Origin of the sequence: Antarctobacter sp., assembly GCF_965277915.1 — a bacterium.
Lineage (GTDB): Bacteria > Pseudomonadota > Alphaproteobacteria > Rhodobacterales > Rhodobacteraceae > Antarctobacter.
Genome location: NZ_OZ255849.1, coordinates 131,467 through 143,920, shown reverse-complemented (window position 1 = coordinate 143,920; position 12,454 = coordinate 131,467). Strand labels below are relative to the sequence as shown.

Annotated in this window: 14 protein-coding genes; 7 read left to right on the top strand and 7 right to left on the bottom strand. The window is 63.0% G+C overall.

Annotated features, from left to right (window positions below):
- Positions 1-2: 2 nt before the first annotated feature.
- Positions 3-887, bottom strand: coding sequence for a LysR family transcriptional regulator (locus ACQY5B_RS01640; protein WP_420326689.1), 885 nt, complete (start codon positions 885-887; stop codon positions 3-5).
- 69 nt (positions 888-956) lie between these two features.
- Positions 957-1,553, bottom strand: coding sequence for a TetR/AcrR family transcriptional regulator (locus ACQY5B_RS01635; RefSeq protein WP_420326690.1), 597 nt, complete (start codon positions 1,551-1,553; stop codon positions 957-959).
- A gap of 184 nt (positions 1,554-1,737) precedes the next feature.
- Between ACQY5B_RS01635 and ACQY5B_RS01630 the strand changes: the two genes are divergently transcribed.
- From ACQY5B_RS01630 to ACQY5B_RS01600, 7 genes are all read left to right on the top strand, one after another.
- Positions 1,738-2,286, top strand: a complete 549-nt coding sequence (locus tag ACQY5B_RS01630) for a carboxymuconolactone decarboxylase family protein (protein WP_420326691.1) — start codon at positions 1,738-1,740, stop codon at positions 2,284-2,286.
- A gap of 86 nt (positions 2,287-2,372) precedes the next feature.
- Complete coding sequence (locus ACQY5B_RS01625; RefSeq protein WP_420326692.1) at positions 2,373-2,837, top strand: nuclear transport factor 2 family protein; 465 nt, start codon at positions 2,373-2,375, stop codon at positions 2,835-2,837.
- Between the two features lie 11 nt (positions 2,838-2,848).
- The gene (locus ACQY5B_RS01620; RefSeq protein WP_420326693.1) at positions 2,849-3,445 is read left to right on the top strand and encodes a pyridoxamine 5'-phosphate oxidase family protein; all 597 of its coding nucleotides are present in this window, start codon (positions 2,849-2,851) and stop codon (positions 3,443-3,445) included.
- Positions 3,446-3,518: 73 nt separating this feature from the next.
- A complete protein-coding gene (locus ACQY5B_RS01615) occupies positions 3,519-4,613 on the top strand; it encodes an AraC family transcriptional regulator (RefSeq protein WP_420326694.1) in 1,095 nt (364 codons plus the stop codon).
- A gap of 184 nt (positions 4,614-4,797) precedes the next feature.
- The gene (locus tag ACQY5B_RS01610) at positions 4,798-5,088 is read left to right on the top strand and encodes a hypothetical protein (protein WP_305967762.1); all 291 of its coding nucleotides are present in this window, start codon (positions 4,798-4,800) and stop codon (positions 5,086-5,088) included.
- 177 nt (positions 5,089-5,265) lie between these two features.
- Positions 5,266-6,114, top strand: coding sequence for a cysteine hydrolase family protein (locus tag ACQY5B_RS01605; protein ID WP_420326697.1), 849 nt, complete (start codon positions 5,266-5,268; stop codon positions 6,112-6,114).
- A 53-nt stretch (positions 6,115-6,167) separates the two neighbouring features.
- Entirely contained in the window at positions 6,168-6,650 is a 483-nt protein-coding gene (locus tag ACQY5B_RS01600; protein WP_420326698.1) for a YHS domain-containing (seleno)protein, read from the top strand.
- A 61-nt stretch (positions 6,651-6,711) separates the two neighbouring features.
- Here ACQY5B_RS01600 and ACQY5B_RS01595 read toward each other — a convergent pair whose 3' ends face one another.
- From ACQY5B_RS01595 to arfA, 5 genes are all read right to left on the bottom strand, one after another.
- The gene (locus tag ACQY5B_RS01595; protein ID WP_305967759.1) at positions 6,712-7,536 is read right to left on the bottom strand and encodes a carbohydrate ABC transporter permease; all 825 of its coding nucleotides are present in this window, start codon (positions 7,534-7,536) and stop codon (positions 6,712-6,714) included.
- Positions 7,533-8,417 carry a carbohydrate ABC transporter permease gene (locus ACQY5B_RS01590; RefSeq protein ID WP_305967758.1) on the bottom strand — a complete coding sequence of 295 codons (885 nt, stop codon included), beginning with the start codon at positions 8,415-8,417 and terminating at the stop codon, positions 7,533-7,535. Before ACQY5B_RS01590 ends, ACQY5B_RS01595 begins: the two co-directional genes overlap by 4 nt.
- Before the next feature lie 66 nt (positions 8,418-8,483).
- Positions 8,484-9,761, bottom strand: a complete 1,278-nt coding sequence (locus tag ACQY5B_RS01585) for an extracellular solute-binding protein (RefSeq protein WP_305967757.1) — start codon at positions 9,759-9,761, stop codon at positions 8,484-8,486.
- Between the two features lie 28 nt (positions 9,762-9,789).
- Positions 9,790-10,875: an ABC transporter ATP-binding protein gene (locus tag ACQY5B_RS01580; protein WP_305967756.1), complete on the bottom strand. Its 1,086-nt coding sequence runs from the start codon at positions 10,873-10,875 to the stop codon at positions 9,790-9,792.
- Positions 10,876-10,920: 45 nt separating this feature from the next.
- Positions 10,921-12,438 (bottom strand): arabinosylfuranosidase ArfA, encoded by a 1,518-nt coding sequence (arfA, locus tag ACQY5B_RS01575; protein ID WP_420326700.1) that lies wholly within the window; start codon positions 12,436-12,438, stop codon positions 10,921-10,923.
- Positions 12,439-12,454 lie beyond the last annotated feature (16 nt).

Here is a 12,454-nt window from a genome sequence, read left to right as displayed (position 1 = left end):
GATCAAACTGGCGGCAGCTTGCGCGCCTCTTTCAATAGCGCGTCCAGAACCGGTGTGCGCGGATCCCTGTGAGGCAGGATCAATCCGACCTTGTGATAGCGTCCCGCCCCTTGCAGCGAGACCAGTGAAATGTCCTTGCCAGCCGCAAGGAACCGCGCGAGATCTCCGGGCAGAACGGTCACGCATTGCCCTTGGATCACGCTGGCCACCAGGGCGATGACCGAGTTCGTTTCGATGCAGGTGCTGGGCCTGACGCCGTTCTTGGTGAACAGGCGATTGATGATCCGCCTGTTCTGCATGTCGGGCGTCAAAAGGGCCAGTTGCACGCCGCTGAGGGCCGACCAGTCGACGCAATCCCGCCCGGCGAAATGAGAAGATGTCGCGCAGACAAGCATGTAGCTTTCTTCGTACAATTCGGCCGTATCGACACGGCCAAGGGGCTCGTTGTCGAGATAGGAAATCCCGGCGTCCGCCTCGAAATCGTCCAGCAATTGCAGGATCTCGCGCGAGTTGCGGGACAGGATCCGGAACCGGACATTCGGGTGACGGGCCGCGAAGACCGTGCAGAGGTGTCCGGCCCAGGACTGGGCCGTGGGGATCACGGCAAGCCGCACTTCACCAGCAAGGCCCGTCCGGCTCATCCGCATTTCGTCCCGCAACTGACGGGCATCGCCGGTGATCCGCTTGGCCCATGTCAGCGCGGTCTGGCCTTCGGGGGTCAGCCCCCCGAATCGCGAGCCCCGATACACCAGCTGGACGCCAAGCTGCTCTTCAAGCTGCTTGATCCCCGCCGACAAGGTGGGTTGCGCGATGTTCATGCGCTCCGCGGCCCGCCCGAAATGGCCTTCACGGGCCAAGGCGATGAACATTTCCAACTTGTCGAGCATGATACCGTTTTCCTATCGTAAACAGCCCTCTCGATCCTGAATTTCGATGAAAAAGTCCAGAGGCGGCGCTCATTCTGCCGGATTGCCGCGCCTTGCCTTGGCGCTTTCGATCAGAACGCGCGCCATCTTTTCGGCGGTGCGGGCCGCCTCGGGCATGTTCCGGACATGCGCCGTGGCGATGGCCCCTTCCTTGAGAAGGGCAAGCTGCTCGGCTAGGCCTTCCGGATCGGGCAACCCCGCGTCACGGCAGAGTTCGACGAGGTAGTCGACGATTCGACGCTTGTGCTCCGCCGCCAGACGATGCGCCGGATGGGCTTGGTCCCCGAACTCACCCGCCGCGTTTATGAAGGCACACCCGTAGAAACCGATCCCCTTGAACGCCTTGCCCAAGAACCATGTTTCCAGTGCGGGAAACATCGCCATCAGCCGCTCTTCGGGATCGGTCGACGACTTCTCCATCTCGGCCATGAGCCAGTTGCGAAACCGTTCGTCGCGCAGCTGCAGGGCGGCGAGGATCAATTCGTCCTTCGAGCGGAAGTGCTTGTAGAGGGTCATCTTCGCCACACCTGATTCGCTCAGGATGCGGTCGATGCCGGTCGCGTTGAAGCCGTGGACATAGAAAAGATTCAGGGCAGTATCGACAAGATCATCACGGCGCGACTTCAAATCGTTCTCTCCAGTTATCAGACAGTTCTGTCTATTTATCCTGCTTTTTGAAACCTATTTCAATGTGAAAGCGCTGGAGACATTTTTCACAGCTTGGTGATAGGGGTTTGACAAATATACAGACCTGTCTGTTTTATAAGTGACGTTCAAACGCGTTCACTGAAACCACACCAAGAGAGATCCCATGACCCGTATCCCCCTTCCGGCCACCATCGAAGACGCCCCCGCCGCCTCGCGCCCACTGCTCGAGGCGGTCAAGGCCTCGCTTGGTTCGGCACCCAACCTCTTTCGGCTGACGGCCAACAGCCCCGCAGCCTTGGGCGGCTACCTCGAACTGAGCGGCGCCCTGTCCAAGGGGGACCTGCCCGCTGCCACCCGCGAACGCATCGCTTTGGCCGTCGCGCAGGTGAATGGCTGCGACTACTGCCTGTCGGCCCATGCCTTCATCGGCAAGAACATGGCCAAGCTCGACGACGCCGAGATCGTGGCCAACCGCCGGGGCGGTTCGACGGACCCCAAGGCCGATGCCGCCGTCCGCTTTGCCGTGTCGCTGGTCAAGGCGCGCGGCAACGTGACCGAGGCCGAGGTCTCTGCCGTCAAACTCGCCGGCTACAGCGACGCGCAGATCGTCGAGATCGTCGCCCATGTCGCGCTCAACACGCTGACCAACTACCTCAACGAGGCCTTCGGAACCCCGATCGACTTTCCGGTCGTAAACTCTGACGCTGCCTGATCCCGCAGGTCCCCCCAGGGCGCCCCGGCACATTCCCTGTCCCTTGTCCCCCGCCGGGGTGCCCACCTTTCCCCGAGGAACCAAAGATGACCCGACCCCCGATCCCCCCATTCAGCAGCGAAACCGCCGCGCAAAAGGTCCGCCTGGCCGAAGATGCATGGAACACGCGCCAGCCCGAAAAAGTGGCGCTGGCCTATACGGCCGACAGCCAATGGCGCAACCGCGCCGAGCGTTTCGAGGGCCGTGACCGCATCGTCGACTTTCTGTCGCGCAAATGGGCGCGCGAACATGACTACCGCCTGATCAAGGAGCTTTGGGCCCATGATGGCAACCGCATCGCCGTGCGCTTTGCCTATGAATACCGCGACGACAGCGGCGCGTGGTTCCGAGCCTACGGCAACGAAAACTGGGAGTTCGCGCCCGATGGCCGGATGCAGCGCCGCGTCGCCTCGATCAACGATCTGCCAATTCGGGAAGATGAGCGCCTGATGCACTGGCCGCAAGGCCCGCGCCCGCAGGATCACCCCGGCCTGACCGACCTGGGGCTATAAGGAGAAAGACCATGGCCAATGCCTATGCCCGGATCGCCTTTACGCCCACCGTGCGTGCGGAACAGCATCAGCACGGCTCGGACGAGATCTACGCGCGCGTCCTCTCCCCCGACCGCAACGATGGTGCCGAACTGACCGAACGCGAAGCCGCCTTCATCCAGGCCCGCGACGGCATGTTCCAGGCCACGGTGTCCGAGACAGGCTGGCCCTATGTCCAGTTTCGCGGCGGCACACCCGGGTTTCTCAAGGTGATCGACCCGCAGACCGTCGCCTATGCGGATTACAGCGGGAACAAGCAGTACATCAGCACCGGAAACCTGCGCAGGAATGACCGCATCTCGATCCTCGCGGTGGATTTTGCGCGGCGCAAGCGGCTCAAGCTGCTGGGAAATGCCCGGATCACCGAGGATCCGTCGGTGATTGCCCATCTGAATGGTCCGGATGCGCCGCCCGCCGAACGCGCCATCGTTGTCCACGTGGCCGCCTTCGACTGGAATTGCCCGCAGCACATTCCGGTCCGCCGCACCGATGCCGAATACGGCGAGGAAATCCGCCGCTTGCGCGAGCGCATCGCCGAACTGGAACAACAGCGTTCCACCAGTCCCTGACCCTGCCCCGACACCGCCCCCGGATCATCCCCGGGGGCGGTTTTCATTTCCCTGCAAAGAATTGGAGCCTGCCATGCCCACCGTCACCGCAGCCTTTGTCCACGCCCTCACCAAGGCCGCCAAACTGACCCTGACCCCGAAGGGGGACATCCTCTCCGGCGGTGTCCAGGTTCACAGGGTGGCCCCTCTCGTGGACGGGCAATTGGACGACCAGAGCTTTTTCGATCTCATCTGCTGGATTGCGCGGCGTCATCCCGACCGCGTCAGCCTGATGGCGGCCTATGCCGATGCAATCCGGATGGATGACCTTGGTGTTCTGGGGCTCGCGCTCAAGACCGCGCCAACCCTGCGCGCCTCGCTGGTGCGGCTGGAACGCTATTTTCGCCTGCTGACGGACACCGCTGTCTACCTGCTGGACACCAGCCTTTCGCCGGCGCGGCTGATGCTCGAAGGAAGGACGCCGGATCACCCGGCCCTCACCCTGCGAAACGAATGCGCGCTTGCCGGGTTTGCCCGCAACGCGCGGGATTTCGTGCGCGACGAGCTACAGCTGGAGTTCGTCACCTTCCGGCACAGCTGTTCCGGCGATCCGGCACGCTACGAGGCACATTTCGGCTGCCCTGTCCTCTTTGGCGCCGACCGCGATTCCATCGCCCTGTCATTACGCTCCCTCGACCTGCCCAACCGTCTCGGAGACGAGGCTCTGTCGGAGTTCATGACGCGGCACCTGGACCAGGAACTAGCCCCCCAAGAAACGGAGCCGCCACTGCGGGCGGACCTGTGCCGCCGCCTGTCCACCGCGCTCAGCACCGGGGTCCCGCGCGCGGCCTGCCTCGCGCGGGATATGGGGATGAGCGAACGGACCTTCTTTCGCCGCCTTTCGGACGAAGGCACCACCTATCGCGACGTGGTCCGCGAGGTTCAGGTCAAACTTGCGCGCGATCTGCTGGAACACAGCGACTGTAGTATTGCCGAGGTCGCATTTCTCACCGGCTTTGCCGAGCAGAGCGCCTTTGGCCGTGCCTTCAAACGCTGGGTTGGGCAGGCCCCGGCGCAGTACCGTAACCGCGCCTGCGACGTGCCGCGCCTACCCCAGGGCGCGGTCATGGCAGGGACTGTCCAAAGGCTGGCAGGCGGGGCCGATACTGTCAGGGCCGGGGCGGTTTAATCTCATTTCATCAACAAGATGAGGCGCCGACCCTCGTAATCGAAATTCGGGGCCAGCGCCCCGGGCAACGCGAACACGAAAGGCCCAAGACATGGAACTGACATCCGCACCGGCCCGCCCGGGTCCCGACGCACAACGCCTTTGCCGCGTAACCGTCATACATGCTCCGCAAGGCTCGCCCAGGATGCGTGGCATCCGCGAGATGACCTCGCTCTTGATCGCGGCCTTGGCCGGCGCCCTGGCCACCGGCGGGCTGGCCACGCTCATCATGATGTCCGCCCCGGCCTATGCCGGCAGCACACCCGAAGGAGGACCGCGACTCCTGGTCCGCCTCCCGCGAACAACCGACGAGGTCGACTGGCGCGCCGAGGGCGCCTTTCCCGAGGACCTGCCCGACCTTGCCCCGCTGCCCGGCCCCCAGGCCTTGACGCCGCCGCCGGTCTGCACCTGCATCCTGCCGCCCGCGGTGGACTGACCCCATTCCCGGGCCGCCCCACCTGGCAGCCCGGTCCCCAAGGACAGCGAAAGACACACGGACAAACGCGGCACGCCAAAGGCCGCGACTGGCACCGCCATGCGGCGTCCCCACTTTCGCGGCCCTGGCAGCGCGACCGCGCTGTCCCACCCCGCTCTGACCCAAAGGAGAGAGACCATGAACCACGACGATCACGACATTTGCGGATGCAACGTCACGCCCGAACAGGTGGACACGGCACGCCGCCGCCTTTTGGCCGGCGCTGCGGCCACCGGGGCCGCGGCCATTGCCGGCTCTGCCGCTCATGCCGCCACGCCGGAGGCCCGCGCGCTGTATGCGGATCCGGCCGACCCCGGCCTGCCCCAGGTCGACATGGACATCACGCCGGGCCGCACCGCGCTGGTGGTGACGGATCCGCAGATCGACTTCCTGTCCGAGGACGGCGTGACCTGGGGCGTCGTGGGTGAAAGCGTGACCGAACAGGGCACCGTCGACAATATCGAACGCCTCTTTGCCGCCGCCAAGTCAGCGGGAATGCCGGTCTTCATCTCGCCCCACTACTACTACCCGCATGACCACAAGTGGCACTTCGAGGGGACGCTGGAAAAGACCATGCACGCCATCGGCATGTTCGACCGTCCCGGGCCGCTGAACCTTGACGGCTTCGACGGCTCGGGCGCCGACTGGATGCCGCAGTACAAGAAATACATCGAGGATGGCGAAACCATCGTCTGTTCGCCGCACAAGGTCTACAGCCCGGCGCAGAACGATCTGAACCTGCAGCTGCGCAAGCGCGGCATCGACAAGGTCATCCTGGCGGGCATGTCGGCCAATCTCTGCACCCAGGCGCATCTCTACGAACTGCTGGAGCTGGGCTACGAGGTTGCCGTGGTTCGGGATGCCACCGCCGGCGCGAAGGTGCCGGAGGGCGACGGATACCTCGCCGCCATCATCAATTTCCGAATGGTTGCCAACGGCGTCTGGTGGACAGACGACGCTGTGACCCGCATCGCTCGCGGCGCGTAAGCGGCGCAGCACTTCTCCTCCCTGAAAACTCCCTGAAGACAAGGACCAAGACCATGACCAAACTGACCTTTGCCGCCGCCATCTCTGCATCTTTGATCGCGCTGGCCTCGGCCGCCTTTGCCGCCGACGAGTACAATGTCTCGAACGGGCTGACGCTGACCGGCCATCCGCTGGGCATGCACGGCTTTGACCCGGTGTCGATGTTCAAGGCCGACGCGCCGGAAATCGGTGACGCGGAATTCACCTCGGAACACGACGGCGTCGACTACTATTTTGCCAATGCCGAATCCAAGGCCGCCTTCGACGCAGACCCGGCGGCCATGCTGCCCCAGTTCGGCGGGTTCTGCGCCTTTGGCGTCTACGCCGGCAAGAAGCTGGACGGTGACGTGCGTTATGCCGACATCGTCGATGGAAAACTGTACCTCTTTGTGAACAAGGCCATCTTCGACAAGTACCTGGAAGACCGTGACACCGTGATCTCCGGCGCCTTTGCCAAGTGGCCCGAGATCATGGAAACACCGATCGACGAACTCTGATCGCTGCAGTTCGGCAAACAGGCCGGGCCGCGGGACATCCCGCGGCCCGATCCAGTGCACCCTAGCCTTTGACGCCGGCAGAAATCATCACCGCTTCGGTCACGCGTTTCTGAAAGACCAGGTAGCCGATGATGACCGGTGCCGCAGCCAGAAGGGCCAATGCCATCATGCGGGCATAGGCGACCCCGAAGCTGTCGTTGACCTGCGTAATGCCGACCGGGATCGTCATCATGTTTTCACTGGTGGCGATCAGGAACGGCCAGAAAAAATTGTTCCAGGCCGAGATGAAGGTGATGATCGCCAACGCCGCCGTGATGCCCCAGTTCAGCGGCAGGTAGAGCTTGAACAGCAGGGTGAACTCTCCACCCCCATCCAGCAGCACCGCCTCACGCATCTCGCGCGGGATGGCGTCAAAGAACTGCTTGTAGACGATCACCACCACCGGAACGATCAGCTGCGGCAGGATGATCCCCCACCAAGTGTTGACCAGGTCCAGATCGCTCATCAGCACGAATTGTGCCACGTAGAGCGCCGGGACCGGCACCATGAAGCTGGCCACCACCACGAGATACAGCATCTTTCGCCCGGGAAACCGCAGTTGCGACAGCGCGTAGGCGCACATCATGCCTGTCACCAGAACAATGATCGTGATGATGAGAGAGGTCCCCACCGAGTTGAGATACCAGATCGGCAGCTTGGAATTGGACAGCACCGACAGGTAGGCGGAAAAGTTCAGCTCGTCGATGAGAACACCGGCATCCGACACGATCCGGTTCTCGCTGCGAAGGGACGTGGTCAGCGCCCAGTAGAGCGGAAAGATCCAGATCGCGGCGGCGATCAGCACAATGCCCGAAAAGGCAAGATCCCTGGCGCGTTTGACGGTCATTTGCGGCCTCCGATGCGCAAGAGTTGGAACTGCAGGACAGAGACGATCACGATGAAGAGGAACAACACCATCGCGATGGCAGAGGCGTAGCCACCGTTGTTCAGCTGGAACGCCTCTCGGTACATCTGCATCAGGACGACGTAGGACTGGTTGAAGGGGCCACCGTTCGACAGCAGGTACACCTGGTCAAAAAGCTTGAGTTGCAGGATCAGTTGCAGTGTCAGGACCAGCGCGGTGATCGGCCAGAGCAGCGGCCAGGTCACCCGCCAGAAGCGCTGCCAGGAGGTCGCGCCATCCAGCGCCGCAGCCTCGTAGAGGTCGGGCGGAATATTGCGCAGACCGGCAATCAGCAGCAGCACGTTGAACCCGTTGGTCCACCAGATCGTGACAACGGCGATCATGGGCATCACCCAGTGGGGGTTCTTGAACACCGGCACGGGCTTGCCCGTGATGGCCGCGATCAGCGGCTGCAGGATGCCGAACTGGAAATCCAGCATCCAGGTCCAGATCATAGTCACGACAGAAACCGGCAGGACGTAGGGCAGGAAAAACAGCGTCAGCACCAGCGCCTGCATCCGCCCTTTCAGCTTGCTGACGGCCAGCGCGATCAGCAGGGCGATCACCGTCGTCGGGATGACCGTCAGCAGCACGAAATAGAGGTTGTTCCAGAGCGAGGTATAAAACAGCCGGTCGTTCAGCAGCTTGGCGTAGTTGTCCACACCGATCCACTGTCCCTCACCGATCAGCGGCGCGTCGGTAAAGCTGAGCGCAATCACGCTGAAGGTGGGGTAGAGAAAGAAAACGATGAAGATGAACAGGAACGGCGCGGTCATCAGGAACGACGCCCGCAGTTCGCGGCGTCGGCGCTTTGGTATCGACATCAGGGCCTCCCTTTCCCCTCCCATGTGGGGCCGGGGACCGGCATGGCAGGTCCCCGGCTGTCAGTCTCAGTCAAGCAGGGACTGCAACTGTGCCTTCATCTGCTCGGCGGCATCCTCGGCGCTGAGGAACCCGTGCACGGCCGGGGCGATCAGGTTGTCCACTGCGTCATAGACCGGCGAAGCAACCCCCGCGATCTTGGACCGCGGATCAAAGGCCGCGTTGTCCGCCAGCGAAGCATAGGTCGCATTGGGCTGCAGCGCCGCGTAGTCGTCGCTTTCGACGGTGGGCTTGTAGGCCGGGATATGGCCGGCACCGGCCCAGGCCAGCGAATGCTCCTGCATCCAGCCGATGACCGTCAACACGGCGGTGCGCTTTTCGTCGGTCATGTCCGGGTCGTTGGGAATGGCGAAGGCGTGGGAATCCGCCCAGGTCGCCGGCATGCCCATCATCTGCGGCACTTCGTTGGCGAACCAGTCAAAGCCCAGCGAACCATCGTCGGTCGAGTCCTTGAAGGTCGGAACCTCCCAGACACCATTGATGTGCAGCACCGATTTCCCGCCCGAGAACAACGCCACCGACGCCTCGTAGGCGGCCTGCTCGGGGATCAGCCCTTCGGCGCGCCAATCCGCAAGGGTCTGGATCGCGGTCACGGCCTTGTCCATGTTGTCACCGGCCAGCACCTCGCCATCGGTCAGCATCTCGCCGCCCTGCTGGCGCAGCAGCGTGTAGAACATGCGCCAGGTGCCGCCACCGCCTTCGGACTGAAAGCTCAACGGATCGGAAAAGCCCTCTTCCTTGGCCCAGGTCAACAGTTCGGTCATCTCCGCGATGGAGGAAATGCCCGTCAGATTGCCGTCAGCGTCCAGCCACTTGGTGCCGTCCAGCGCCGTGCGGTTGTAGTGAACAACGACGGCGTGAATGTCGAATGGCACGGCCATCAACTGCCCGTCATCGGTCGACGCGGCGGTGATTGACGCCTCGAAGAAATCGTCTTTGGACAGCCCCGCCGTCTCGAGGTCGGCATCGCTGATCGGGGACAGCACGTCCTCTTCCAGTGCCAGCGGCAACCGCGACAAGTGGTAGGTCATGATATCGGGACCCTGGCCAACCGCAACCGCGGTGCGCACCTTGGTATAGAAGGGCAGACCCCATTCCAGCGTCGTACCGCTGATCTGGATATCGGGGTGTTCCGCGTTGAACTGGTCGATCAGCGCCTTCATGCGCACGCCATCCCCACCGGCCAGAAAGTCCCACCACTCGACTTCGACCTGGGCCCAGGCCGGACCGGAGAGTCCCAGCGCCACCGCGGTTGCCGCGGCCAGCTTGCCAAACTTCATAGTCATTTCAGTCCTCCTCCTGACTGTCGTTGTCTCATCGAATGCGATCGCCTTTGCCGTCGAAGACGAAAATGCGCCCGATCTCGGGCGTCACCGTCTGGACCGTTCCGTGCATCCCGTGCCGGGCGCCGGTCTGCTGAAAGATCACCGGCTCGCCACCTTCCAGGGTGCCGTGCTGGTAGGACACGCCGCCCAGTTCCTCTGCCACGTCGACCGTGACCCGAAGACCCCGCCCCTCAGTCACCTGCAGGTGTTCGGGGCGCATCCCCAGCGCGATCCGCGCACCCTGCGCGGGCTTGTCGGCCAGCGGTATGTCAAAGCTGATGTCCGGCTGGCCGGTCAGCGTCGCGCTCACACCGTCGTCCCTGTGCCCCGACACCGTCGCATCTAGGAAATTCATCGACGGCGACCCGATGAAACCCGCAACAAAGCGGTTCGACGGGTCGTCATACAGGTCCAGTGGCGCGCCGCTCTGCTGCACATGCCCGCCCTGGAGAACAAAGATCGTATCGGCCAGCGTCATCGCCTCGACCTGGTCGTGCGTGACGTAGATCATCGTCGCGCCCAGCGCCTTGTGCAGCCGCGCCAGTTCCAGGCGCATCTGCACCCGCAATTCGGCATCCAGATTGGACAGGGGTTCGTCGAAAAGGAACACCTCTGGCGCGCGCACAATAGCCCGCCCGATGGCCACCCGCTGACGCTGGCCACCAGAGAGTTGCGCCGGCTTCTTGTCCAAGTGTTCGACGAGTTGCAGGATACCGGCGGCCTCGCGGACCTTTTCATCCACCTCGGCCTTGGGCCGCTTGGCCAGCCGCAGGCTGAATGCCATGTTTTCATAGACCGAAAGGTGCGGATACAGCGCATAGGACTGAAAGACCATCGCCACGCCGCGATCCGCCGGATCCTCATGCGTCACGTCACGGTCACCGATGGCGATCTGGCCGCCGCTGGTTTCTTCCAAACCTGCGATCATCCGCAACAGCGTGGACTTGCCGCATCCCGACGGGCCGACGAAGACCGCGAACTGACCGCGCTGGATGTCCATGTCGACGCCACGGATCACGTCGATCGCACCAAAGCTCTTCTCGATCCCTCTCAGATGAACGCCTGTGTCCTTCATCGCGCCTCCCCCTCTTTCGTTGCTCCCGGGCCGGGCACCCCTGCCTCAGCCGACCGAAAGCCGGATCATGCTGTAGGAAAAGGCCGGCAGCTCGCCCTTGAGACCTCCCTCGCCCACGGCCAGCCTGTCCCCCTTGCGCGGGGTGACCTTGTTCGGCTCGGCGCAGGTGTTGGCGACGCGCGCCAGGCTGCTGTCGCCGCCCATCACCTGGTGGTCGATCAGCTTGAGATCGTCAAAACCGTGCAACGCAAGATCAAGCTCCATCGCCTCGTCCGGGCTTCGGTTGATGGCGAACACCGTGATCGATCTGCCGTCCGGCGCCAGCACCGCGGCCACGTCAAGGTAGTTCACATCCTGCGCCACCGCCTCGTCGTAACGCGGGCAGTCCACGGCGACATTCAGCGCCGTGCCGCGACCGTAAAGGCTTGCAAACTGGTAGGGATAGTAGATCGAGGTCGCCCAGGCCTTGCCCCCGCGTTCGGTACGGATCGGGGCGATCACGTTCACAAGCTGCGCGATACAGGCGATCTTGACCCGGTCGGACCGGCGGATGAACTCGTTCAGCAACCCGCCGACAAAAATCGCGTCCTCGAGGTTGTAATCCTCTTCCAGCAGCGCCGGCGCCTCTGGCCAGTCCCAGCTGTGCCAGTTCTTACTGTCCTGTTCGCGGTTGTGATACCAGACGTTCCATTCATCGAAGCAGATGTAGATGTCGTTCTTGGCCCGCTTCTTGGCCTTGACGTAGTCGATCACCCCGGCAATCGACTGGATGTAGCGCCCGGTCTCCTCGACCTTGGCAAAGTAGTTCAGGCTGTTGCGGCTGTTGTTGCCGAAATACTTATGCAACGAGATGTAGTCGACATTCTCGTAACACTCTTCCAGCACCTGCCGCTCCCAGTCCGGGTAGGTCGGCATCTGGTCGTTCGAAGAGCCGCAGACCACCGTCTCGATCCCCTTGCCGAAGGCCTTGACCGCCTTCGATGTCTCGTCAGCCAGGCGTCCGTATTCCTTGGCCTCCATGTGCCCGATCTGCCAGGGGCCGTCCATTTCATTGCCCAGGCACCACATGTTGACGCCATAGGGGTCTTCGACGCCGTGGCTGCGGCGCAGGTCGCTCCAGTAGGTGCCGGAAGGGTGGTTGCAGTATTCGACGAAGTTGCGCGCCTCTTCGATTCCGCGGGTGCCGAGGTTCACGGCCAGCATCATCTCGATCTCGGCATCCCTTGCCCAGCGGGCAAATTCGTTGATGCCCACCTGGTTGGTTTCCTTGGACCGCCAGGCCAGGTCCAGCCGGACCGGGCGATCCTCTTTCGGGCCGACGCCGTCCTCCCACTTGTAGGCTGAGACGAAGTTGCCGCCCGGATAACGGATCGCCGGGATCTTCAACGCACGCACGAGATCTAGCACATCGCTGCGGAACCCATCGGCGTTTGCGGTGGGGTGATCGGGTTCGTAGATGCCGCTGTAGATTGCCCGCCCCATGTGCTCGATGAACGCCGAATAAAGACGGTCATCGATCTGCGCGATGCTGAAATCCCGATGTATCGAAGCGCGGCCCTTCATGTCCCCTCCCAGGTGT

Coding starts and splice junctions, on each gene's coding strand:
- arfA (WP_420326700.1), bottom strand. CDS start 12,438: ATGAAGGGCCGCGCTTCGATACATCGGGATTTCAGCATCGCGCAGATC.
- ACQY5B_RS01595 (WP_305967759.1), bottom strand. CDS start 7,536: ATGACCGTCAAACGCGCCAGGGATCTTGCCTTTTCGGGCATTGTGCTG.
- ACQY5B_RS01620 (WP_420326693.1), top strand. CDS start 2,849: ATGGCCAATGCCTATGCCCGGATCGCCTTTACGCCCACCGTGCGTGCG.
- ACQY5B_RS01590 (WP_305967758.1), bottom strand. CDS start 8,417: ATGTCGATACCAAAGCGCCGACGCCGCGAACTGCGGGCGTCGTTCCTG.
- ACQY5B_RS01640 (WP_420326689.1), bottom strand. CDS start 887: ATGCTCGACAAGTTGGAAATGTTCATCGCCTTGGCCCGTGAAGGCCAT.
- ACQY5B_RS01630 (WP_420326691.1), top strand. CDS start 1,738: ATGACCCGTATCCCCCTTCCGGCCACCATCGAAGACGCCCCCGCCGCC.
- ACQY5B_RS01615 (WP_420326694.1), top strand. CDS start 3,519: ATGCCCACCGTCACCGCAGCCTTTGTCCACGCCCTCACCAAGGCCGCC.
- ACQY5B_RS01600 (WP_420326698.1), top strand. CDS start 6,168: ATGACCAAACTGACCTTTGCCGCCGCCATCTCTGCATCTTTGATCGCG.
- ACQY5B_RS01580 (WP_305967756.1), bottom strand. CDS start 10,875: ATGAAGGACACAGGCGTTCATCTGAGAGGGATCGAGAAGAGCTTTGGT.
- ACQY5B_RS01610 (WP_305967762.1), top strand. CDS start 4,798: ATGCGTGGCATCCGCGAGATGACCTCGCTCTTGATCGCGGCCTTGGCC.
- ACQY5B_RS01585 (WP_305967757.1), bottom strand. CDS start 9,761: ATGACTATGAAGTTTGGCAAGCTGGCCGCGGCAACCGCGGTGGCGCTG.
- ACQY5B_RS01605 (WP_420326697.1), top strand. CDS start 5,266: ATGAACCACGACGATCACGACATTTGCGGATGCAACGTCACGCCCGAA.
- ACQY5B_RS01625 (WP_420326692.1), top strand. CDS start 2,373: ATGACCCGACCCCCGATCCCCCCATTCAGCAGCGAAACCGCCGCGCAA.